The organism is Bifidobacterium goeldii (assembly GCF_003951095.1).
Taxonomy (GTDB): Bacteria; Actinomycetota; Actinomycetes; order Actinomycetales; family Bifidobacteriaceae; genus Bifidobacterium; species Bifidobacterium goeldii.
This window is the reverse complement of record NZ_QXGL01000001.1, coordinates 327,687-349,311: the sequence shown is the minus strand read 5'-3', so window position 1 is coordinate 349,311 and position 21,625 is coordinate 327,687. Positions and strand designations below refer to the sequence as shown.

At 54.4% G+C, this 21,625-nt stretch carries 16 protein-coding genes and 1 tRNA gene; 12 read left to right on the top strand and 5 right to left on the bottom strand.

Going from position 1 to position 21,625, the window contains the following annotated elements; translation table 11 throughout:
- Positions 1 to 42: 42 nt before the first annotated feature.
- The 8 genes from D2E25_RS01650 to D2E25_RS01615 all read left to right on the top strand — a co-directional run bounded on the left by D2E25_RS01650 (position 43) and on the right by D2E25_RS01615 (position 9,209).
- Positions 43 to 564: a DUF501 domain-containing protein gene (locus D2E25_RS01650; RefSeq protein ID WP_125979785.1), complete on the top strand. Its 522-nt coding sequence runs from the start codon at positions 43 to 45 to the stop codon at positions 562 to 564.
- Between the two features lie 51 nt (positions 565 to 615).
- On the top strand, positions 616 to 1,611 hold the full coding sequence (locus D2E25_RS01645) for a Ppx/GppA phosphatase family protein (RefSeq protein ID WP_125979305.1): 996 nt from the start codon (positions 616 to 618) through the stop codon (positions 1,609 to 1,611).
- A gap of 123 nt (positions 1,612 to 1,734) precedes the next feature.
- Positions 1,735 to 1,813 (top strand) — tRNA-Leu (locus D2E25_RS01640).
- 276 nt (positions 1,814 to 2,089) lie between these two features.
- On the top strand, positions 2,090 to 5,761 hold the full coding sequence (locus tag D2E25_RS01635; protein WP_125979304.1) for an immunoglobulin-like domain-containing protein: 3,672 nt from the start codon (positions 2,090 to 2,092) through the stop codon (positions 5,759 to 5,761).
- A gap of 259 nt (positions 5,762 to 6,020) precedes the next feature.
- Positions 6,021 to 6,593, top strand: a complete 573-nt coding sequence (locus D2E25_RS01630) for a 4-hydroxybenzoate polyprenyltransferase (RefSeq protein ID WP_125979303.1) — start codon at positions 6,021 to 6,023, stop codon at positions 6,591 to 6,593.
- A 24-nt stretch (positions 6,594 to 6,617) separates the two neighbouring features.
- The gene (locus D2E25_RS01625; RefSeq protein ID WP_125979302.1) at positions 6,618 to 8,081 is read left to right on the top strand and encodes an L-serine ammonia-lyase; all 1,464 of its coding nucleotides are present in this window, start codon (positions 6,618 to 6,620) and stop codon (positions 8,079 to 8,081) included.
- 125 nt (positions 8,082 to 8,206) lie between these two features.
- Positions 8,207 to 8,617, top strand: a complete 411-nt coding sequence (locus D2E25_RS01620) for an FKBP-type peptidyl-prolyl cis-trans isomerase (protein ID WP_125979301.1) — start codon at positions 8,207 to 8,209, stop codon at positions 8,615 to 8,617.
- A gap of 112 nt (positions 8,618 to 8,729) precedes the next feature.
- A complete protein-coding gene (locus D2E25_RS01615) occupies positions 8,730 to 9,209 on the top strand; it encodes a GreA/GreB family elongation factor (protein WP_125979300.1) in 480 nt (159 codons plus the stop codon).
- A 103-nt stretch (positions 9,210 to 9,312) separates the two neighbouring features.
- On the opposite strand, the gene trhA is transcribed toward D2E25_RS01615, so the two are convergent.
- The gene (gene trhA / locus D2E25_RS01610; RefSeq protein ID WP_125979299.1) at positions 9,313 to 10,200 is read right to left on the bottom strand and encodes a PAQR family membrane homeostasis protein TrhA; all 888 of its coding nucleotides are present in this window, start codon (positions 10,198 to 10,200) and stop codon (positions 9,313 to 9,315) included.
- Between the two features lie 119 nt (positions 10,201 to 10,319).
- Between trhA and D2E25_RS01605 the strand changes: the two genes are divergently transcribed.
- On the top strand, positions 10,320 to 11,807 hold the full coding sequence (locus D2E25_RS01605; protein WP_125979298.1) for a sensor histidine kinase: 1,488 nt from the start codon (positions 10,320 to 10,322) through the stop codon (positions 11,805 to 11,807).
- Positions 11,808 to 11,987: 180 nt separating this feature from the next.
- Here D2E25_RS01605 and D2E25_RS01600 read toward each other — a convergent pair whose 3' ends face one another.
- The 3 genes from D2E25_RS01600 to D2E25_RS01590 form a co-directional block, all read right to left on the bottom strand.
- Positions 11,988 to 12,266, bottom strand: a complete 279-nt coding sequence (locus D2E25_RS01600) for a WhiB family transcriptional regulator (RefSeq protein WP_003809589.1) — start codon at positions 12,264 to 12,266, stop codon at positions 11,988 to 11,990.
- A 116-nt stretch (positions 12,267 to 12,382) separates the two neighbouring features.
- Positions 12,383 to 14,251 (bottom strand): FtsK/SpoIIIE domain-containing protein, encoded by a 1,869-nt coding sequence (locus D2E25_RS01595; RefSeq protein ID WP_241216911.1) that lies wholly within the window; start codon positions 14,249 to 14,251, stop codon positions 12,383 to 12,385.
- A gap of 261 nt (positions 14,252 to 14,512) precedes the next feature.
- On the bottom strand, positions 14,513 to 15,925 hold the full coding sequence (locus D2E25_RS01590; protein WP_125979297.1) for an LCP family protein: 1,413 nt from the start codon (positions 15,923 to 15,925) through the stop codon (positions 14,513 to 14,515).
- Positions 15,926 to 16,187: 262 nt separating this feature from the next.
- Here D2E25_RS01590 and D2E25_RS01585 point away from each other — a divergent pair, with 262 nt between their 5' ends.
- Genes D2E25_RS01585 through D2E25_RS01575 form a run of 3 tightly spaced genes read left to right on the top strand, consistent with a single transcriptional unit; the run spans position 16,188 to position 21,190 of the window.
- Positions 16,188 to 16,490 carry a WhiB family transcriptional regulator gene (locus D2E25_RS01585; RefSeq protein WP_125979296.1) on the top strand — a complete coding sequence of 101 codons (303 nt, stop codon included), beginning with the start codon at positions 16,188 to 16,190 and terminating at the stop codon, positions 16,488 to 16,490.
- 33 nt (positions 16,491 to 16,523) lie between these two features.
- A complete protein-coding gene (locus tag D2E25_RS01580; protein WP_125979295.1) occupies positions 16,524 to 19,655 on the top strand; it encodes a glycosyltransferase family 2 protein in 3,132 nt (1,043 codons plus the stop codon).
- The gene (locus tag D2E25_RS01575; protein WP_125979294.1) at positions 19,652 to 21,190 is read left to right on the top strand and encodes a DUF5719 family protein; all 1,539 of its coding nucleotides are present in this window, start codon (positions 19,652 to 19,654) and stop codon (positions 21,188 to 21,190) included. The genes D2E25_RS01580 and D2E25_RS01575 overlap by 4 nt, the downstream gene beginning before the upstream one ends.
- Here D2E25_RS01575 and D2E25_RS01570 read toward each other — a convergent pair whose 3' ends face one another.
- The gene (locus D2E25_RS01570; RefSeq protein WP_125979293.1) at positions 21,191 to 21,619 is read right to left on the bottom strand and encodes a metallopeptidase family protein; all 429 of its coding nucleotides are present in this window, start codon (positions 21,617 to 21,619) and stop codon (positions 21,191 to 21,193) included.
- Positions 21,620 to 21,625 lie beyond the last annotated feature (6 nt).

Sequence of the window (21,625 nt, the reverse complement as noted above, 5' to 3'; positions counted from 1 at the left end):
ACAATCTTCGAACAGGAAGCAAAACGCCTTGTTGATACGTTGATGGCCCAGCCTGCCACGCAGTCCGACATCGACATCGTTGAACGTCAGCTGGGACGGTACCCTCGCGGTATGGTGGCAGTGGGTGCTCGCTGTGTATGTGGCCGACCGTTAGCAGTGGTGACTCGACCGATGTTGCCAGGTGGTATCCCATTCCCAACTACGTGCTATTTGACGAGCCCAGAAGCTGTTAAAGCAGTGTCTCATGTGGAAGCTGCGGGCGTGATGCGCGAATATAATGACTTGCTTGCTGAGGATGAAACAGTCGCGCACGCATACGCTGATGCGCATCAACGTTATCTTGCATTCCGTCACGAATTAGCTGAACGTCTCGGCGATGATGAATCGCATATTGCATTAACCAGTGCGGGAGGCATGCCAACTCGTGTTAAGTGTTTGCACGCATTGCTGGCTCAAACACTGGTGATGGGCGAGGGCGTTAATCCTATTGGTGATTTGACGCTGGCGCGTATCGTGGATGAATTCGCGCCGAATGTGTGCCGTTGCAGCATTGACGCTGAGTGATGAATTGTTAGTGTGAACGATTCGAGTCGTTTGGTAAGGAGATAACAAGGAATGGCATCGGTTACCGTAGCTGGTATTGATTGCGGCACAAATTCGATCCGTCTGAAAATCGCGCGCGTTGACGAGCAAGGCATGCATGTGATTGTGCCGCGTATTCTGCGCGTGATTCGCTTGGGTCAGGATGTTGATAAAACGCATCGGTTTGCTGATGAAGCGCTGGAGCGCGCCTATGAGGCTGCGCGTGAATTTGCTGGCGTGCTTGCGGAGCATCCTGTTGATAAGTTGCGTTTCGTTGCCACGTCTGCGACTCGTGATGCTGCTAACCGCGAAGAATTTGAGGATGGTATCGAACGCATTCTTGGCGTGCGCCCCGAGGTTATTCCTGGAACTGAGGAAGCTGATCTGAGCTTCCTTGGCGCTACCAGTGTTGTGCCGCGTGGTGAGCTACCTGCACCGTATCTTGTTGTGGATTTGGGTGGAGGTTCCACCGAGCTGGTATTGGGCGGTGACGGAGTGAGCGCGCCTGCTGATCAGGTGCAAGCTGCGTTCTCTATGAACATTGGTTCGGTGCGTATGACTGAACGCCATCTACATACTGATCCTCCGACTGACAGTGAAATCGAGGAGGCTATTGCCGATGTTGACCAGCATATTGACGAAGCGTTCCGCACTGTGCCGGCTGGCAAAGCGCGCACAATTATCGGCGTGTCTGGCACAGTAACCACGATGAGCGCGCTGGCTCTGGGATTAAAGGAATACGATCACACTCGCGTGGACGGTGTGCGTATTGCTAATGAAGATGCTTATGCGATTGATGACCGATTCTTGCGTATGACACGCGCTGAGCGCGCTGAATATAAGACGATTCACCCGGGGCGTATTGATGTGGTAGGCGGCGGCGCAGTGGTATGGAACCGCGTACTCGCGAAGGTTTCCGCCGCAGCTGAAGCGGATCATGGTACTCCGATCGACTCCTATATTGCTAGCGAACACGGTTTGCTGGACGGTATTGTGCTTGATTGTGGGCGTCGTCTGCTCGCTCAGTAACAAACAAAACTCAGTGGCATTATTCAGCAGCAAAACGCTGTACGATGCCAAATTGACGATTTGTCTGTCAGAACGTTCGATCATGTCGTATAGTAAGATGGTCGATCTGTACAGGCAGATCAAGCCTCCGTGGCGAAATGGTATACGCAGTCGACTTAAAATCGATCGCTTCGGCTTGTGGGTTCGAGTCCCATCGGAGGCACCTTGCTGACAGGGTTGAACAAAAGCCGCTTTCCTCTACAACAGTAGGGGAGAGCGGCTTTTTGTGTTCTACCGGCTAAGGGTTTTCCGGGCTATAGGGGGGGGCTCGGCCAGGTGTTGCAACGATCGCTAGAATCCGCCGTGAGCGCCAGAGTCTGAGGGGGGGGGGTAATCTCCGTGCATAAGGGATTCAGGGTGCCACGTGTTCTGATGAATCAACGTGCGTGCCTATTGACACCAGTATTCAGCGGTTTCACGCGGAAAGGGAGAGGCAGCAATGGTTGCTCGTCATGCTCGTCGGAAGGTGAAGAAGACACCGGATTATAAGAAGTTGGCTACTGCTGCTGTGACGACGGTGGTGTTGTCTGGTATGGTGGCGCCGAATGCGATGGCCGATGACGTCACCGCGAATACCCAGCCGGTAGACCCCAACCAGAATCAGGTCACCAAGGACGCGGTTTCCGAAGCCGAGAAGAATCTGAATGACGCCAAGGCTGATGTGGCTGACAAGCAGGCTGCTCTTGATGAGGCGCAGAAGAACGCTCCGACCCAAGAACAGATTGACGCGGCCAAGCAGGATGTGACCGACAAGCAGACCGAGGTTGATCAGGCGCAGGGCGAAGTCGATCAGGCTCAGAAGGACAAGGACGCCGCACAGCAGGAATACGATGCCGCCAAGGGCGACGCCTCTGGTGAGTACACGCCGGAGATGGGTGAAGCTGCTGACAAGGTGACCGAAGCCGAAGCCAACAAGACCGCCGCCGATACCAAGGTGGAACAGGCGCAGAAGGATGCTGCTGATGCTGCGCAGAAGGAAACCGAAGCGCAGAACAAGGTCAATGAGGCTCAGAAGGATGCGGATGCGGCTGATGCGAATGCTGACGCTGCGAAGAATACCCTGACCGAGGCTCAGAAGAACGCCGCTGACGCCGGTGCCACCGATGAGAAGATTCAGCAGGTGCAGGATACCGTGAACACGGTGACCCCGCAGGTTGATCAGGCTCAGAAGGACGCTGACGCTGCGGACAAGGCCGCTCAGGACGCCACGGCTGAGAAGACCGAGGCGGTGCAGAAGAGGGATGAGGCCAAGGACAAGCTCAATACCCTGAACTCCGAGCTGGATGCGCTTAAGACCAAGCGTGATAACCTCCAGAAGCAGCTCGACAATGCCAACACCGACGCCGAGGGTATTAAGCTCAAGCAGGAACTCGCGGACGCTCAGGCCAAGTATGACGCCAAGCAAGCTGAGGTCAACACGGCGGAACAGGCTGTGAGCGATGCCAAGGATGCGCTCGATGCCGCCAAGACGGATGAGACCAACAAGAAGGCTGAAGCTCAGAAGGCTGCTGATGATGCGGCTGGCAAGAAGCAGGCTGCGGACACGGCACAGGCGCAGCTGGATAAGGGGCTGCTTGGGTTCATTGAGAAGAACGGGTCCGAAGCGGCGAAGAATCTAATTAAGTCTGATCCGAAGTTCCAAGAGTGGGTTCAGAAAGGTCTTGTAAACCCGGCGGATAAAGCCAATGCATTCAACCTGTCCAACGTCAGGAAGTCACTCGCTTACATTGAACAGATCAATAAGTTGCGTGTAGCGGAAGGACAGTCTGAGCTTCTGGTGAGTGACTTCATTATGGTTACCGCTGCTGGTAACAATGAGAACACGTCATATCAGTACGCACAAACCGAAGAATACAACCACACTTACGACACACGCCGTTGGGGACTAGGCGAAAACATCGCACGCTCCTACTATGGCGGTGACGATCCTGCGGATTCTTCCATGATCTACATGTGGTACGACGCCGAAAAGTTTGAATTCGACACTTACGCTAAAGATGACCCCAACATTGAAGCATGCCGCTACAAGGGCATGAACTGCCTCATCAAGGTCAACAAGACCCTCGCGGAAGATGTCGGTCACTACCTCAACATTGTGGACTCCACCGAAACCGCCACAGGCTTCGGCACGGGTATTGATAACTACCACAAGACTGACAAGGGCACTGCCGTTGGCACCCAGCAGTTTCAGTACAACAATTACTTCCAGAACGTCACCGGTTCGGATGCAAAGTACACGGTGGCTCAGTTCAAGCAGATGCTTGATGAGTATGAGAACTCTTTGAAGAATGCGCCGGCTGAGTATGAGGCGGCGCAGAAGAAGGCGGAGGAAGCTCAGAAGGCCGCTGAAACCGCCACCACTGAGACCGGGAAGAAGCAGGCCGCGTATGAGCAGAAGGTCGCTGAGAAGGATTCTCTGGTGGCTCAGGCGCAGGTGCTCAAGGGCGCGCTTGATTCGGCTCAGACAGCTTACAATCAGTGGGTTGATCAGCATGGCGAACCGTCCGAGGGTGATCAGGCTGCGATTGAGAAGCTCCAGACCGAGCTTAATGAGGTGAATACCCAGATCACTGCCAAGAATGCCGAAATCAACACTCAGACGGGTGTGGTGACCGAGCTTGATCAGAAGGTGGCTGCGGCTGAAGCGAAGGTTACGGCAACTCAGGCTGCGAAGGTTACCGCCGATCAGACGCTTGCCCAGAAGAGTGAGGAACTCAAGCAGGCGAAGGAACAGCTGAAGACGCTGACTGATCTGCGCGACAAGGTGAATGCTGCTCAGACCGCGTACACCGAAGCTCAGGCGAAGCAGACCGCTGCGGCCAATACCCTGTCTGAGGCGAAGAAGGCACTTGAAACGGCTCAGGGCGATAAGACCGCTGCCAACAAGGCGCTGGGTGAAGCGAAGCAGGGTGCTGCGGATGCCGCTACGGCACTGAAGGCGGCGTCGGATAAGCTCAAGGCTCTGGAGGATGCTTCGGGTATTAAGCCTGAACAGCTCGCCCGCATCAGGGTCGCGTATGAGAAGCTCAATGCTCAGGTCAAGACGCTCACCGAAGCCAAGGCGAAGCTGGAGGCCGCTCAGAAGACACTCCAGACCGCCAAGGACACGGTTGCTGCGAACGACACTGCGCTCAAGGCCGTCGAGGATGCTCAGAAGGCGTTGAATGAGGCTCAGGTGAACCTCGCGGCCGCTCAGAAGGCGTACGATGAGCTGACCGCTGATAAGGATGCGCCGGTGATTTCTGGAGCGTCCAGCACTGAGATTACTCAGGGTGATGCGTTCGACCCGATGAGTGGCGTGACTGGTCTGGATGCGAAGGACGGCGTGGTCACGGTTACGTTCACTGGCACGGTGGATGTGAATACCCCCGGAACCTACACCCTGACTTACACCGCTGTCGATAAGGCCGGAAACAAGACCACGGTCACGCGCACGGTCACGGTCACGGCGAAGAGCACCACTCCTGAGAATCCGGGTGGTGGTACTACCACGCCTGATAAGCCTGCGGACACCACCAAGCCCACCATTACCGGAGCTGACAATGTGCAGATCACTGCTGGGGATGCGTTCGATGCTCTCGCGGGTATTACCGCTGCGGATGATGTAGATGGTGATGTGACCAAGAACATCACGGTCACGGGTTCAGTGGATGCGAATACCCCCGGAACCTACACCCTCACCTACACGATCACTGACGCCGCAGGAAACACCACCACCGTGACTCGTACGGTTACCGTCCAGGCAAAGAACACCGAGAATAACAGTGGCAACACTGAGAACGGTGGCAGTACTAATAACGGCGGGAACACTGAGAACAACGGTGGCAATACTGAGAACGGTGGCAATACCGGTAACAACGGTAGCAACACCGAGAATCAGGGCAACGGTTCGGAGAACACGGGGAACAGTGGTACTGCTTCCAATACCCAGACCACCACACCGAAGGTTGAGAACGACCCGAGCGATACGAACGCGGTCATCTACGCCTACGGTAAGAAATTGGCCTCCACGGGTGCGGACGCTACTACTGCGGTACTAATCGCTGCCACCCTCTTCGCAGCCGGTGCCGGCATCGAAGTAATTCGTCGCCGTAAGACCGAAGAGCGCTGATCATCGCGCAGCTGCTCGCTGATTGACAGTTGACAACAGCTGAAGCCCCACACATCCTTATCGGATATGTGGGGCTTTGCAGTATTACCGATTTATTGCTAACTCTTATAAACCCCAGCACGGCAGATCAATGAATGGCGATTACAGTGTCGGCAAACCTTAACATATGGTTTTCTTTCAACAGTTAGACTGACGCGCGACGTGAAAAGGGCGAAATTGGGTCGTATACAACCCAATAAATACAGCGAAAGGATAATGCATGGCCAGCTGGATGGAAGTGACACGTGAATCCGAACATGGATTGCCCACAATGCTGGTACAAGCGGTAGGCATCGCTACTGCCATGTGCGTATGCGAGCTAGTGAGCGCGCCGCTGATGGTTGATGCCGCGTCAGGAGCATTTAATGTACTGCCTTGGTTCTTGGTCGCATGCCTGTTCGCTGTAGCGTTCACCTATACCGTTGGCTTCGCACTGCTATGGGCTGTTGACTCGTTCACACATCGGCTAGAAGGCAAGTCGCGCGCATGGATGCCAATGGCATACGCGCTAGCTGGCGGCGCCGGATTTTGCGTGTGGGGGTATGCAGTTTATCCAGCAGTCATCAACGCCATACTGGTGCCAGTCGGTCATGATGCGCTCTCGCAAAACGTTGCGCTCAGTATTGGCGCGAACTGTGCCATCGCTGGCATGGTATCGTTCTTCCTTGGCTCGAGTGTTGCTTCGCGATTTGCTGAGCGCAAGGCAATCGTTGCGGTAGCTGGCGGTATTGGCATCGTACTGGCCATACTGGGTGGCATTGTGCTGTGGCTTACGCTCACTCATGTTGCGTGACAGTGAAAGTGGGATGATACACGTATGTTCAGTGTTCTTGACATGTTCACTATTGGGGTTGGCCCTAGTTCCTCCCATACGGTTGGCCCTATGTGTGCCGCTCAGGCGTTCGCCTCTTCACTCGCACAATCGGGCGCATTAGAGCGTACCGCGCGTGTACGCGTTGTGTTGTATGGGTCATTGTCGTTAACCGGTCTTGGACATGGTACTGACCGTGCTGTGCTAGCCGGATTAGAAGGTCACCTGCCTGTTGACGTGGATACAGACTATGTCATGGTTGTTCGCGAGCATTGCACTGATAGCCATCAACTGAATCTGGCAGGTAAACGCACTGTCTCGTATGATGATGCGCGCGATATGGTGTTTGACCGTTGGCACCGGCTTGCACCGCATCCTAACGGCATGCGATTCCAAGCATTTGACGCGCACAATAACATTGTTGACGAGCAAGTATGGTATTCGATTGGTGGCGGGTTCATTCGCAAAGGCAAAGCTGGTGATCTGCTCATTTCCAATCATGAGCCTGTTCCGGAAGACATGAAACTTTCCGGCGATGCCAAAGGAAGCTCAGATGCTGTCGATTTCGGCCCGGACGCACCCTATCCGTTTGCTACATGCGATGAGCTTATCGCGTTGTGTCGTGAACATCATTTGAGTATTGCCGAACTGGTGTGGCGTAATGAAACGTCTTGGCAGTCAGAAGATGAGGTGCATGCGCGACTTGACGGCGTATGGCATGTTATGCGTGGTTGTATTGATGCTGGCTGTACCAGTCACGCGAAGATACTGCCGGGAGGCTTAGACGTACCCCGTCGTGCCCCGGTCATGTATGAGCGACTCGCTGCGAATAGTGATGTGCTGCGTCGTGGGCGTCGCATTGCTTCCGCTTTGGAATCATCCGATTCAGCATGGGTAGCATTGTTCGCCATGGCAGTCAGCGAGGAGAATGCGGGCGGTGGTCGCGTTGTCACCGCGCCGACGAACGGCTCCGCTGGCATCATCCCCGCGGTCATGGAATACTATTGGCATTTTGTGGATTCTGCCGACGAGGCAGGAATCGAATGCTTCCTACTCACTGCTGGAGCGATCGGCTACCTGTTTAAGCGCAACGCGTCAATTTCTGGCGCAGAAGTTGGCTGCCAGGGAGAAGTCGGCGTTGCATGTTCCATGGCTGCTGCCGGACTTGCCGCAGTCATGGGCGGTACTCCACAACAGGTGGAGAATGCAGCAGAAATCGGTATCGAACACAATCTTGGCCTTACGTGCGACCCAGTTGGTGGACTCGTGCAGATTCCATGCATCGAACGCAACGCGATGGCTGCCAACACTGCTATCAACGCGGTACGTATGGCGATGCTAGGAGACGGGTCACATATCGTAAGCCTTGATCAAGCTATTGCTACGATGAAGCAAACCGGTGAAGATATGATGTCCAAGTACAAAGAGACGTCAAAGGGTGGACTCGCAGTAAACGTTGTCGAATGCTAATTTCTAGCACTTTTGCAGTGTAATCAACGGTTTTTCAGCTGTTTCGCGCCGAATAGCGCGTCATGCGCTGGCCGCTACACTTCAGGGGTGATAGTCTAAATGGCATTGTCGTAAAGGAGATCAATATGGCACAAACGAATATGCCCGAAGTCAACGCCGAATTCGGCGCTACGCCGACCATTACGTTCCCCGCGCCTGAGGCCCCGGCTGGCCTGAAGGCCATCGAGATCGTAGAGGGTGATGGCCCGATGGTGCGCCGCGGCGACACCGTGACCGTGAACTACCACGGTGTGGTCTGGGGCAAGGAGGAGCCGTTCGACTCCAGCTTCGCCCGCCACCAGCCAGCAAGCTTCGGCATTGGCGTTGGCCAGGTGATTCGCGGATGGGACCAGACCGTTCCCGGTCATAACGTTGGTTCTCGTCTGGTGGTGTCTATTCCGCCGGAGTATGGCTATGGTTCGCATGGCATGCCGCAGGCCGGCATTGGCGGTGAGGACACGCTGGTATTTGTGATCGACATTATTTCGACTCGCTGAATCAAGTCCGCTGGCAGCGTGCAGGAATGGCGCTACTAGCTGGATAAGAGGTGTATGCGCCGCGGCTGCGTGTTGACGTGCCGCGGCGCGCAATTATTAGGAAGGAACACACATGGATGAGGAAATGACCGTCCTGCTTACGCAGGAGGCATATGACGCGATGAAGGCGGAGCTGGAGCGTCGCCAGACTACGATGCGCGATGAGATTACCGGGCGTATTGCTGCGGCTCGTGCTGAGGGTGATCTGTCCGAGAACGGCGGTTATCATGCTGCGCGTGAAGAGCAGGCAAAGAACGAAGGACGCATTAACGAGCTGATCGTCAAGCTGCGCAACGCAAAGATTGTTGAAGCGCCGAAGGCTGGCAAGGTAGGCAATGGTTCTGTAGTGACGCTGGAGCTCGGCGGCCGTGAAATGACTTACGTGCTTGGTTCGCGCGACATTAAGGTTGCTACGGATTACGACGTTATCAGCCCAGAATCGCCAATCGGTGCAGCAATCTTTGGCGCTAACGCTGGCGATACGGTCACCTACAAGGCCCCGAACGGTCGCGAACTGTCGGTGACGATTAAGGAAGCAAAGCCGCTGGCCTGACGCATATCAGTAACTATCAGTAGCGGTTACTTAAATGTTGTGGCGGTCATCTCTGTATCGTAGAGATGACCGCCACAATGCGTTGTTATACAGTGCGGGCTGTCTATGGCCACAGTTGCACAATCACCATATAGATCGCCACCATATGGCAGGCATATCCAGCAACGGTGCCGCAGTGGAAGATCTCATGGAAACCGAATATGCGCGGCCACGGGTCTGGTTTGCGTAGCGCGTATACGATAGCGCCGGCAATGTAGCATGCGCCGCCTGATGCCAGTAGTACAACAACTGCTGGCCCGGCAGCGGGGGAGACCCAGAAGAGATACATATATGACAGGCCCGATACGCCGAAAATAATGTAGACGATGGTGTATAGCCAGCGTGGTGCACCAATCCAGATCACATGGATAATGAGTGCGATGAATGTGCACACCCACATTCCCGCGATGATTGCATTACGCCATACGGCAGGTAACGCGAACGAAACTGGCGTGTAGGTGCCAGCAATGAGTAAAAAGATATTCATGTGGTCGATACGGCGCAGAACATCGGTAACGCGCGGCGACCAGTCGCCAAGATGATAAGCGGCAGAATTGCCAAACAAAATGAGCGAGCACGTCATGAATACAGCGCACGCCCATTTGAGCGCTGCTCCGTGTGCGAGGCAGATCAGTACAATGCCTGCCGCGAGCGCTAATGGCGTGGCAACAGCGTGAATCCAACCGCGTAGTAAGGGCTTAGGGCGTCCGTGCACATCAAGACGAATTTTGCGAGCTACCTCAGCAGGGGCGATGCCCACGATACGTGCAGCTCTAGCCTCGCCTTTGGCGATAACGTTGCTCGCTTTTACTTCGCCGCGATGTCGTATGCTTTCAGCTCTTGCGCGTGCTTTGGCTCGTACAGCATCGGCTTTGGCTTGCAATGCATCTTCGCGCGCTTTGATTACTGCGGCGCGTTTTGCTGCTAGCGTGGCCTCGTCCTGTGTTGACATATGTCCTCCGTCCCTAGGTTACGGAACCGTAACCTACGATAGCGTAGGTTGTTGGCATTTGCAACGGTCATTGCCGCCAGCGTACGCCATCGGCTATTCATCTGCGTATGATGGTGATCATGGCAGATTTCACTCACATTCTTGCAACGCGTCCCGATTTCACCGAAGAGGACAAGGAATGGCTGCATCATCTTGTGGCTGACTGGCAGGTCATCGCTGACCTGAGCTTCGCTGACCTGCTGCTTATCGTGCAAGATGGCGACGGCAATTATCGTATTGTTGAACAATGTCGACCATCCACGGTGATGACACTGCGCGTTGACGATGCAGTTGGTGCGCTAGTGCCACCAGAAATGAACGGCGAGCTTGACGCCGCCATGCAATCCGAAGTGGTATTCCGTTCGACAGTGTTACGCACCGTTGGCAAATCAACGGTGTGCAACGTGTATGCGCCAGTACGGCATAATGGCAAAACGCTGGGCTTAGTAGTACGCGAAACCAATATGGCCACGCGGGAATCCAACGGCCGTTACGAGTCGGAAAGCATTAACGCAGGCAAGCAGCTGTACGAGATGATTCCGCGAGGCCAGTTCCCTTATGTCAACGCGGTAATGAGTCAACGACATATTGCGCGCGTGTCTGACGGTTTTATCATGCTGACGCAAGAAGGCATTGTTCGCTACGCTTCACCAAACGCAATCAGCTGCTTCCGTCGACTTGGCTGCTTGGTTACGATGTCTGGTCACTTCCTCAGTGAGATTGGCACGCAGCTGATTCACGAGAATGATCCTGTCCCGGAATCGTTGCCGCTCGTATTGCTTGGCAAGGATGCTGTCGATTCTGAGCTTGATGCGAATCGTTCGGTAGTGTCGGTGCGTTCGTTGCCGCTGTTCGATAACAATGGTCGTACTGGTGCAATTATCTTGTGCCGTGACGTAACTGAATTGCGCCGCCGCGAAGTCGAATTGCAGACTAAGGATGCGACGATCTCCGAAATTCATCATCGTGTCAAGAACAATTTGCAGGCTGTCTCTGCGCTTCTGCGCTTGCAGGCGCGCAAAACCAAGTCTCTTGAGGTGAAAAAAGAGCTTGAAGAAGCACAGCGTCGCGTGCAGACCATCGCCATGGTGCACGAGGGCTTGAGTCAAACTGCTGATGAGATTGTCGACTTTGACAAGGTCATTTCGAACTTGCTGAAGATGAGTGTGGACTTGGCTACCATGCGCGATCAGCATATTAGCATCGACTACATTGGCAAATTCGGTATGATGCCCGCACAGGATGCAACCCCGCTGTCACTGGTGCTTACTGAGCTGATTACCAACTGTGTCGAGCATGGTTTTGAAGGCCGCAAAGAAGGCCATATTACGATTTCCGTGGGCCGCAGCGGTAACAACCTCAATGTTGTTGTGGAAGATGATGGTTCCGGTCTTGCGAACGAAGAACACAATGGGCTCGCTCGTTCTTCCGGTTCTGGCCTCGGTACGCAGATTATCAACACGTTCGTAACCAACGATTTTGGCGGCACAGTTCGCTGGGAGCCGCGTCGCGAAGGTGGTACTCGCGTTGTCCTTGAAATGACCTTGCGAGCAGCGCAAAGCGAATGACGTTTCTCTTGCCGCACTGCTGATGACAAGTATGCAGCGCGGTGAGAACACGTTGGGTAAAACCGTGAAATAACAAGAAAGAAGGGAGCGTTTCCATGGAGGAAACGCTCCCTTCTTGACAAAAAGTCACTGATGGTATTTCGCTACAAGCGGATATGCCAACAATGGGTTGAAGCTCTATCAGACCTGCATCTGCATAGCCTGCGAGCGACGGGCACGCATCGCGCGACGCTTCAATGCGCGACGCTCGTCCTCGCTCAAACCGCCCCATACGCCGTAATCCTGATTCGTGTCAAGTGCGCACTTCAAGCACGCATCAATAACTTTGCAGGTACGGCACACGGCCTTAGCTTCTTCAATCTGCTGATATGCCGCACCGGTATTGCCCACGGGGAAAAACAGCTCCGGATCCTTGTCGCGGCAAGCCGCCTTGGCGCGCCAATCAAAAGCACTGCTCATGTGTATTTCTGCCTTCCTCCCATCGCCCGGTGGACGACGAGTTCTCGAACCATATACAAGGTAATCACGAACCAGACGTTTTTTCAAGAGTTTTCGCCGAAGGGAGGTGAATAAATTCACAGCGGCGTGGCGCTCGGCGTGGCGTCCAGCATAGAGCAAGCGGGTTGATGAGTCGATACGGCACATGGATCTTCAGGTTCACCATCCGCAAATCCAGGGTGTGTAGGAAGGGCGATTTGGATTGGTTCAGCGTGTCCTACACTCACCAACGCTGCTCGGCCAGCAGTCGTCAGGTCATGTTGGTCGAATTCAGCCAACACAGTGGCAGGAATACCATCCATAAGATCAACCGAGCGTTCTCCAGAAGGAAACACAATTCGAGTACGACAGTGTTCAGGCACACGAATGTGTTTACTGGACTCGACAGCAAACACAACGGTTACATTGCGATCTGCAATAGCTTCAAGCAGCGCTGTGCGCAACGGATCATTGCTAAACGGGTCGAATAACGCATCAGCATCGTCTACAATCCACAACATATGGCACTGTTGCGACGGCGAAGCGGCGATATTGCTAGGTGCGGCCGATACGCGACGTGAGTGATATTCACGTCCTACGCGTTCGCTGATGCGCACATGTATGCCAGTTACGCGCGCAGCCCCAGCCGCGAGTAGTGCAAGTAGCGTGGTTTTTCCGCGCCCATGTGGGCCGATAACGCCAATATTGCCTTCGCCTATCGGCAGCGTCGCGGTCGTTAACTGTGCGCCATCATCGGCAAGTGCAAACGGGATACGCCTAATGCCAAGTTTGTGATTGTTGCAACTGTTGCTTGATGTGGTGCTGTGCGTTTGCCGGGGGACTGGAATTGGTGCTTGCGCGTGGAGCGAAGCTTCATGAACGGTAGTTGGCAAAGGAGCCGTGAATAATGGTTGCGCTGCTGTAATGCCATGGAACGAGCGTGCGAGTTCAATAGCTCCAGTAATCGTGCTAATACTACGCGGCGCGGCACAACGCAATGGTGCCACAGATTCACCGTCATTACGCCACGCGCATCCGGGTAGGGAAGGGCTGATTGAAGCAGCACGACCATCACCTAAGAGCTCTACTGATTGCAAAGGATCGCGTACTCGAAGGCAAATATTTAACGCCATATTCGCTTTCATATCGGCACTGACCTGACCTAAAGGATTTTGCGTGCACGCGATAACATGCATGCCTAATGATCGTCCTAATGCGGCAATATGAACAAGACGATCCACATAGTCGGGCAATTGGTTTTTCAGCGCGTGAAACTCATCAATGACAATAATGAGCCGTGCTGGCGGATTACGCAGCTCTGAAACAGACCCGACGCGTTCGCAGGCTACCATGCGCTCACGGCGAGTGAGCTCTGCTTCTAATGCTTTCAACGCGCGCACAGCATGCTTGAGATTGAGATCACATACACTACCTACAGCATGAGGAAGCTGCTCGAGTGCGCTGAACGCTGAGCCACCTTTAAAATCAAGGAACACAAAATGCAGTACATCAGGCCCATTGCGGCATGCCATTGCTAAACACCAACTCTGTAAGAGCACTGATTTACCTGAACCGGTAGTGCCAGCGAGTAACGCATGCGGCCCTTGCTGTGCTAAATCAATATGAAAATCGCCATCAGTTCCCACGCCTACAAGCGCATCAAGGGAGGGAGGCTCTAACCATTGCCGGACAATAGTTCGCCACATAACACAGTCTGCGTCTAACCCTATGAGGGTTTCCAATGCAGGGCATTGCATCAGCGCGAAATCTGAAGAGGAATGCTCACTGGATGCTTCGTGCTCACAGTGAGCATTATTGGATGTTGTAGCGGGGTTTGCTTGCGCTGTTTGCGACAGTGTGAGCAATACCGAGGCAAGCGCACCAATAAGCCCTGGAAACACCATCATGGCAAATAGCCAACGGTGTTCAACCATCATGGCAATCAGCATGACGGATTGTGCTGCCATAGGGGCAAGCAACGCGATCCATGACAATGCTGATCGTTGAGACGCCGGAGTGCTAGTAGCGCGTGGCCTGCTATCGGCTGGTGCTTGCTTGCCGCGATGAGAGCGCGCGTGATTGTTGCGCGCATGGCGCCCGCCGCGCTTTCGATCGTGACTATTGACCATTCACCTAGTGTGAGGTGCAAGCGTATATGCTGACAAGTCACACCGGGTTATGTGGTCGAAGGCTTAGGGGTTATCCACAATTCGGCGTGTCGCGCACGATCATCCAGCAAGTGTGCCAACGGTTCCAGCTGCATGACTACCAGCAGATAGCTGGCTAAAGAGTTCAAGATTCTTCGCATCATCAAGCAATACTGACGAACCAACACCAGCCAGCATGTAGTTCGGATCAGTCCAATACACGCTGCCAGTCACGCCCTTATCAGAAGATGCTGCGCGGAATGTGAGCATCATCTGCAACAACGTGTATGGATTAGTCTTCTCATCGACAGTAACCGCCTGCAGACCAGCTTTTGCGACCTTCGTAAGCAGTGCAGGATTGGTCAGGGATGAGCTGCTCGTTGCTTTCTTAGCGATCGCGCCAATGACTTGACGTTGACGTTCAGCGCGACCAAAATCACCCTTCGGATCTGAATAACGCATACGCGAGAACGCTAGTGCAGTAGTGCCATCTGCAACATGGCAACCGGCCTGCCAGTTCAAGCCAGAGAGCACATCATTAACCGTCGAGTCATAGCACAGTTCAACGCCGCCAAGTGCATCAACAACATCCTTTAAGCCGTTAAAACGAATCTGTGCCACGTGGTCAATCTTCTGACCAGTAATAGCTTCAACCTGTTCAACCAATGCAGTTCGGCCAGCTGCCTGTGCAACAGCATTGATCTTCATATACGTGCCATTCACCTGCACCAACGAGTCACGCGGAATAGAGATCAGAGAACTAGCGCCCGAATTCGGCTTAGTAAGCACCAAAATAGTGTCAGTACGAAAACCAGTAATGGACTTTGCTTCTTCGCCATCACGCTGATCAGAGCCAAGCAGCAGCCAGCTTGTGCCAGCATCGCTGGCTTTGCTGGACAGCCATGATTCTTTATTGAGCTGCCCATCCACCCAGTTCCATACGGTGAATGATGCCAAGAGCGCTACAACAAGAAGTGCGGCGAAAATGGCAGCAATAATTTTGCCTGGATGATGACGTTTAACTGTAGCTTGCCCAGATGGGCGTGCGCCACCTGGCTCAGAAGCTGCGTAGGCAGAGCGGCCGCTCAACATGGGAGTACGCGCAGGATTTGCGGGCGCATTGGAGCTCGCGGCGGGTACGCGCATTGAGCCATGACTGGATGCGGTGCTGCGACTGGATGCAGATGATGCGTGCTGCGTAGAGCCGGCAGTGCGACGCGGTGCTACTGGTGACGGCGACCCTTGGCCAGGAGTAAACGACGGAATCGATTCAGCACCCGTTGCAGGAGCAGCAGGCGTACCTGCGGATCCTGCTGCACGGCGTGTGGACGCAGGGGAGAAGCTCGGCGGCGCGGCCTGCTCGGAGCTGGTCGTCGCTTGCGCAGCTGCAGCCGTGCGCGCTACAGGAGACGTCGTGCGGCGGCGTCGGTTGCCAGAGGGGATGAAGCTAGGAGGAATCCCCTGTGGACTGGCTCCACTGTTGCCTTCGCTCATACACCCTCCATGACGACTTGTTTCTCAGTCTCTTTTACACGCTGTGCGTGCAGGGAACGGCCACGCCTTGCAATCCTGTGCAGGAACGGCACATAAGTGAAGACGATGTGCGGCACGTATCCAACAACGAAGCACGACGTATAGCACACTCTGCAGTACAGCTTGTGGATTGACACGGCATAAGACTTGACAAAACTCAAGTCACATGTGTGTAATTTAGACGATGAATCAGCACACGAACAGCGGCAGGGAGGGACGACACATGTGGGGGGTTGTCGACGATTCCGCCGATGAGCCGTTGAATGGGCTGTTGTGGGGGCTCTTTCGACCGGATGAGGATCTGTCATGGCAACACAAAGCATTATGCTCACAAACAGATCCTGAGGCTTTCTTCCCAGAAAAAGGTGGATCAACGCGCGACGCTAAACGTGTATGCGCGCAATGTGAAGTTCGTCAGCAGTGCCTTCAGTGGGCTATTGAGCATGATGAACGGTTTGGTATTTGGGGCGGTCTGAGCGAACGCGAACGCCGCCGTTACAAAAAGGAACATAAGGAACGGGCGTGACGCCTGGGGTGTCTCGCGCATAGACTGGAGACCATGACTTCCACAGGCACTACCGATGATCTGCAGCAGATTGTAGCTGATTTGCTGGCGAGCCGACCATATTCGCATCGTCAGGAGGTTGATCCAACAATCGCCGCTGTCGTAACGGTTGAAGACGATTTGCGTTTTTTCCCGGATACCATGCGCGCAGTATTGTCACAATCCGTGCTGCCGGGCGTCATCGTTGTTGCTGATTGCACCGGTAGCATCGCGCAGCCAGTGCAGTCTACGTTCGAAGTAATCACTGCGCCTGCAGGTCCGGCTACGTTTGTGCCAGAACCGCAAACTGTCGCCGTGCGTCTCGTTCGTGCCAAAGGTGCGCGATCGTTCTCCCACGCTGTATCGAAAGCGTTGCAATACGCTGAAATTGGGCCAACGACGCGAGCGATTTGGATGCTGCATGATGATTCACGCCCCGCTTGTGACGATTGCCTTGAACGCCTATTGGAAGCGTGGCGTAACACGCCAACTGCCTCGTTACTGGGTGCTAAACAACTTGATTGGCAAGGTCTTAATCTGCATGATGTGGGCTCGTACGCGTACCATCATGACATTCGCAGTCTCGTTGTTGACGGAGAACCTGATCAGGAGCAGTATGACACTCGTCGCGATGTGTTCTGTGTCTCTCTTGCCGGCGCACTCATGCCAGTTGAAACATTGCATGCGACCAAAGGTGGCGATGCCTGGTTCACCAGCTTTGCAGAATCGCGTGATCTTGGACGTCGCATCTGCGTAAGCGGCGGACGCGTTGTTGTAGTACCGCAAGCTCGTATCGCACACCGACGTGCACGATTTGAGGGTGTGCGTACAAAAGGTGGTGCAGCTCTCGAAGAAGGCCGCACCGTTAATAATGCGATGATGCGTATGGTTGCTCGGCAACGGTATGCCTATACCGACATGCGACTGATGATGTGGCCACTGGTATGGGTTGCAAGCGTGATCATTTCATTCGGCCGGGCTGTGGCAGCATTGTTTGCCAAGCGGCCGTTTGAAGCATGCTGCGAATTGTGCCTGCCATGGCGAGATTTGTTCTCATTGCCTCGCGCAATTGCAGCACGTCGCCGGCTCACACGGTGCAGTCGTGTTGGTATTAGTCGTCTTTCCGCACTTGTTGCGAATCGCCAGCAGGTTGCTCAATGGCATGATCGCGTACAAGCGTTAAACGATCAGCGTCATGTAGTGCTGCTCAGTCCTTTGGCGAAAGCGCATTTGCACCGGCGTGCCATTCAACGCTGGCTGCTCGCATTGTTGATGGCGGCACTGTGCGAGGCTGCGGTGGTAGCAACGCATTGGACGGTATTACGTCAAGTTTTTGGCGGGGGATACCTGTACTCCGATGTGCTGCTTCCTACAGGTGGTAGTTTTGCTGAGCTTGTGCGCTCGGCAACAACGTCATGGGTGTTCGGTGGTGGCGTGTCCGCACCGCCAGCCCCTGGACTGTTGGTGCTCATGGGCGCTAGCATACTTACCTTCGGTCATGTGTCAGCAGCGATGGCATTGATTGTGTTTGCTGCAGCGCCGTTAGCAGCTTTATCATTCTGGGCTCTTGCTGGAGTGTTTACCCGCTCAGATTTCGTGCGTGTTGCTTGCGGCCTCTTGTGGGTATCCATGGGAGCTGCGTTAGGACTGTTTGCTCAAGCGAATTTGCCGATGCTCACGGTAATGGTGTTTCTGCCTGGCGCGTTCGCGTTTGTGTTCCGCGCAGTTGGCATGTACCACACGGAAGATCAAGATCGTTCGCATCATTCGGTACAGGCAGCGGCCTTAGCTGCGTTGTGCTTTATTCCCGTTGTTGCAGCTGAACCGCAGTTGATGCTTTCACTGATTGTCGTATTCTTGTTCTTCCTGATCGCAGTGCGTAGCCATCGTGCAATGCTGCTACTCATTCCTCTACCTGCCGCAATCTGTATTGCGCCGACGATCGTTAACGCTATTCATCATGCGTCTGAAGGCGCATGGCGCCAGTTGTTTGGTGACATTATGCTGCCAAGCCATGCGGCGAATGGATCGCCTGCTGCTCGCGGGTTTATTGATCTCTTTACTCAAGCGCTCGGAGTGGATGTTCATGCAGACTGGCTTACATGGTTGAGAACCGGGGATCTTCCGGCAATACTGTTGCTCACTGTATTCGCAGTGCTGCTTGTGCTAGCTATTGTGGCGTTGCTATTGCCATTCGCATTACGCGCGTCGCGCATGATGTGGGTAGTAATGATTGCTGGCGCGTTATTGTCATGCGTGTCAGCTCGCGTCACCATTGCTGTTGACAGTGATGGAGCAGTAGCGGGTTCTGCTTTGCCAGGCATTGTCATGTGCTTATTAGGCGGCCTGTCGGGAGCAAGTTTTGTCTCCGGTATCGCCGTACGCCGCTTTAGACTACTACGTCGTTCGTCTGGCACAGCTGCTCTCGAAGGTGCAACTGCTGCGGCGCGTTTAGCTGCAGTTCGCGTATTCGCAGCACATGTCGGTCGAACATTGTTGGTGATCGTCCTAGTGGCAGGCACTGCAGCATGCTCAGCATGGTCACTGTCAGCTGATCGCGCGTCTTCGCCGCATACGTCATACTCTGGTCTGCCAATGGTTGCTGTTGACTATCTCGAACGTAACCCGAATCATCGAATTCTTGCATTGAGCGCGCAATCGCCAACCAGTGTGCAATATACGGTGATGCGCACTTCGCGCGGTGACTTGCTTGACAGTTCTCCTGCTGAACGGGCACGTATCGCTTCAACAGGAGTGAGCGCTACCGACGCAAGCATTGCCTCGGCGAGTGCTCGTCTGCTTGCTAATGCGGATTCTGAGGCGATTGCTGCCATTAGCAGTCTGGGCTTCGGTGGTATTTACGTTGCCTCATCTACTGATGAGGGCACACAGCAGGCTATTGAACGCTTAGCGTCGAACATTACGGCCTCTGACGGTACGCAAAGCGTAGTAAGCAACAGTGCCGGAACGTATTATCGACTTACGCTTACCGATGCGGATGCTCAGCATATTGATGTCACTGTTCAGCAGCATCAGCAGCACAATCCTTGGCGTTACGCTTGGTTGTGGTCTATGGGCATCATCGTGGCGTTGTACTGTCTCGTGGCGGTTCCACGCAGCCGTCGCATCATCGAGGAGGATTCATGAGCGCACGCGCATCCGGAGCCGGCAAAGCGCTGAAGATTGGCACAGGATTCGTCACGATGGCGATGGTCGTAGCCGCGTTTGGCTACCTCGGTCTCGTTGCTCCCGAACAGCCGGTTGACACCGTTACGACTGACGGTTCATCCACCTCTCAGCTCGTCAGCCAGCAGCAGCTTACTGCATACTGTCCTGCTCGTATGACGTTGCCTGACGCTGCATCCTATGGCGATAGTGAATATCAGCCTTCTGAGGGTGATATTGCTTCAGCCGCCCGGTATGCGGCGTTTGGTGCCGTGTACCAGTCGCGTTTTGGTGCGTTCGCTGACACGTCGTCGCAACGAACCACGCTTGCGGATAGTGACCCAACGGATTCGTCCAACGTGCTCGTTGCCTCTGGTGATACGAATGCAGGCGCGACACTGTTCAGTACGCAGCTACTAGAAGCTGCGCAGGGAGCTGGCGAAACTGCTGCTGTTTTGTCGTCAGCGTCTAAAGGCGATTTGCGCGGTTTGAGCGCTGCCTCCTGCCAGGCGCCAGCGTTGAGCCATTCTTTCATGATTTCGAGTACGAAGACGGGTTCTACGCAGCAGCTTATTGTTGCTAATCCTTCTGCGAAGGCGACGACAGTTGATGTGCGGGCCTGGGGTACGACAGCGCGCGGCCCGATCGTGTTCTCTACTGGCAGTACGCTAACTGTAGGTGCAGGCAGTGAGTCAACATTAGATTTGTCAGCTGCTGCAAGCGGCCAGGATGCACTGTATGTGACAGTAACCAGTAAGGAGACACCGGTTGCTGCTGTTGTGCGTTCAGTGCGCATGGATGGTTTGACTGCAAAAGGGTCCGACTGGGAGGTGCCTCTTGCAGATGCTTCCAACGATGCCACATTCCCTGGGCTTGCCGAAGGCGATGCGGTTACCTTGATGCTCTATGCCAAAACAGCTGGCACGGTGAGCACTCATTGGATTGGGGCAGATTCAGCTGATTCCAAGAATGCGGCGGATACTACGCACGAGTATCGTGCTGGCACAGTGACGGTAATCGATTTGGCTAAAGCTCCCAAGGGCGCGCAAGGACTGTCGATCGAGTCGGAGAGTGATGTCTCAGCTGCTGTACGTGTTGTGCGCTCTGGTGCGGATGGTCAGGAAGATTTTGCGCTCATTAACCCAGCGCAGCCAGCAGCAAGTACTGCTATCGCTATTCCTGATGGAGCTAAGGCGCGTATCAGCGTAATCAGTCGCAGTGCCAAGGATTCTACTGTGACGTTGCACGCGTATGATGACCAAGGCAAAGCACTCGGATCTAAGGACGTCGAACTCGAGACCGGTAAAGCTACCTCGCTCAATGCTGCTGATATTGCTGATGGCACGATTGCAGTCATTACCCTCGACGATGGCGAGGAGACCGCGTGGGGGGCTCGCCTGTCATCAGACGCTCTCGATAAAGCTAAAGTTGCTGGCGTAGCATGGCTAGCCTCTACATCGCTCATGCCACGCCAAGAGCGCGTACAAGCTCACCGTGATATGACTATCGTGCGCTGATCACATACTCCAGTCAGGATCAATCTCTTCAGGCCTGCGGCCGTAGAGTTCTGCTAATCGCAGTACGACTTCATCACGAATCGCTAACTGTAGTTCAATACGATCGCGCACTTTGCTCTGTAATGGCATGCGATACAGCACAATACGAGCAGGAATTCCATGGCTTGCAGGAAAGCACTGCGATGCGAGCGAGGGTTCAGGCTCCCAAGGTGCAGGCTGCGATGGTGGTACATCTTCGACGGCGAACTGCAATGGACGCACGAGCTCAGGCCATGCTCCGTCAAGACGACGTATTTGAGCGGCGACCATATCGTCAAACGAGCCGCTACGCGTGCGATAGCGTGGCAGGCGCGTACCGAACATTGGCGTACGCATGCCACGACCATGACGATTGCGATATACCGGTGCTTTCCAAGGTGGTTGTTGCATGCCTCC

Bases quoted from the DNA above. Each gene is read 5' to 3' on its own strand.
- D2E25_RS01650 (WP_125979785.1), top strand. From the start codon at position 43: ATGGCCCAGCCTGCCACGCAGTCCGACATCGACATCGTTGAACGTCAG.
- D2E25_RS01645 (WP_125979305.1), top strand. From the start codon at position 616: ATGGCATCGGTTACCGTAGCTGGTATTGATTGCGGCACAAATTCGATC.
- D2E25_RS01635 (WP_125979304.1), top strand. From the start codon at position 2,090: ATGGTTGCTCGTCATGCTCGTCGGAAGGTGAAGAAGACACCGGATTAT.
- D2E25_RS01630 (WP_125979303.1), top strand. From the start codon at position 6,021: ATGGCCAGCTGGATGGAAGTGACACGTGAATCCGAACATGGATTGCCC.
- D2E25_RS01625 (WP_125979302.1), top strand. From the start codon at position 6,618: ATGTTCAGTGTTCTTGACATGTTCACTATTGGGGTTGGCCCTAGTTCC.
- D2E25_RS01620 (WP_125979301.1), top strand. From the start codon at position 8,207: ATGGCACAAACGAATATGCCCGAAGTCAACGCCGAATTCGGCGCTACG.
- D2E25_RS01615 (WP_125979300.1), top strand. From the start codon at position 8,730: ATGGATGAGGAAATGACCGTCCTGCTTACGCAGGAGGCATATGACGCG.
- trhA (WP_125979299.1), bottom strand. From the start codon at position 10,200: ATGTCAACACAGGACGAGGCCACGCTAGCAGCAAAACGCGCCGCAGTA.
- D2E25_RS01605 (WP_125979298.1), top strand. From the start codon at position 10,320: ATGGCAGATTTCACTCACATTCTTGCAACGCGTCCCGATTTCACCGAA.
- D2E25_RS01600 (WP_003809589.1), bottom strand. From the start codon at position 12,266: ATGAGCAGTGCTTTTGATTGGCGCGCCAAGGCGGCTTGCCGCGACAAG.
- D2E25_RS01595 (WP_241216911.1), bottom strand. From the start codon at position 14,251: ATGGCAGCACAATCCGTCATGCTGATTGCCATGATGGTTGAACACCGT.
- D2E25_RS01590 (WP_125979297.1), bottom strand. From the start codon at position 15,925: ATGAGCGAAGGCAACAGTGGAGCCAGTCCACAGGGGATTCCTCCTAGC.
- D2E25_RS01585 (WP_125979296.1), top strand. From the start codon at position 16,188: ATGTGGGGGGTTGTCGACGATTCCGCCGATGAGCCGTTGAATGGGCTG.
- D2E25_RS01580 (WP_125979295.1), top strand. From the start codon at position 16,524: ATGACTTCCACAGGCACTACCGATGATCTGCAGCAGATTGTAGCTGAT.
- D2E25_RS01575 (WP_125979294.1), top strand. From the start codon at position 19,652: ATGAGCGCACGCGCATCCGGAGCCGGCAAAGCGCTGAAGATTGGCACA.
- D2E25_RS01570 (WP_125979293.1), bottom strand. From the start codon at position 21,619: ATGCAACAACCACCTTGGAAAGCACCGGTATATCGCAATCGTCATGGT.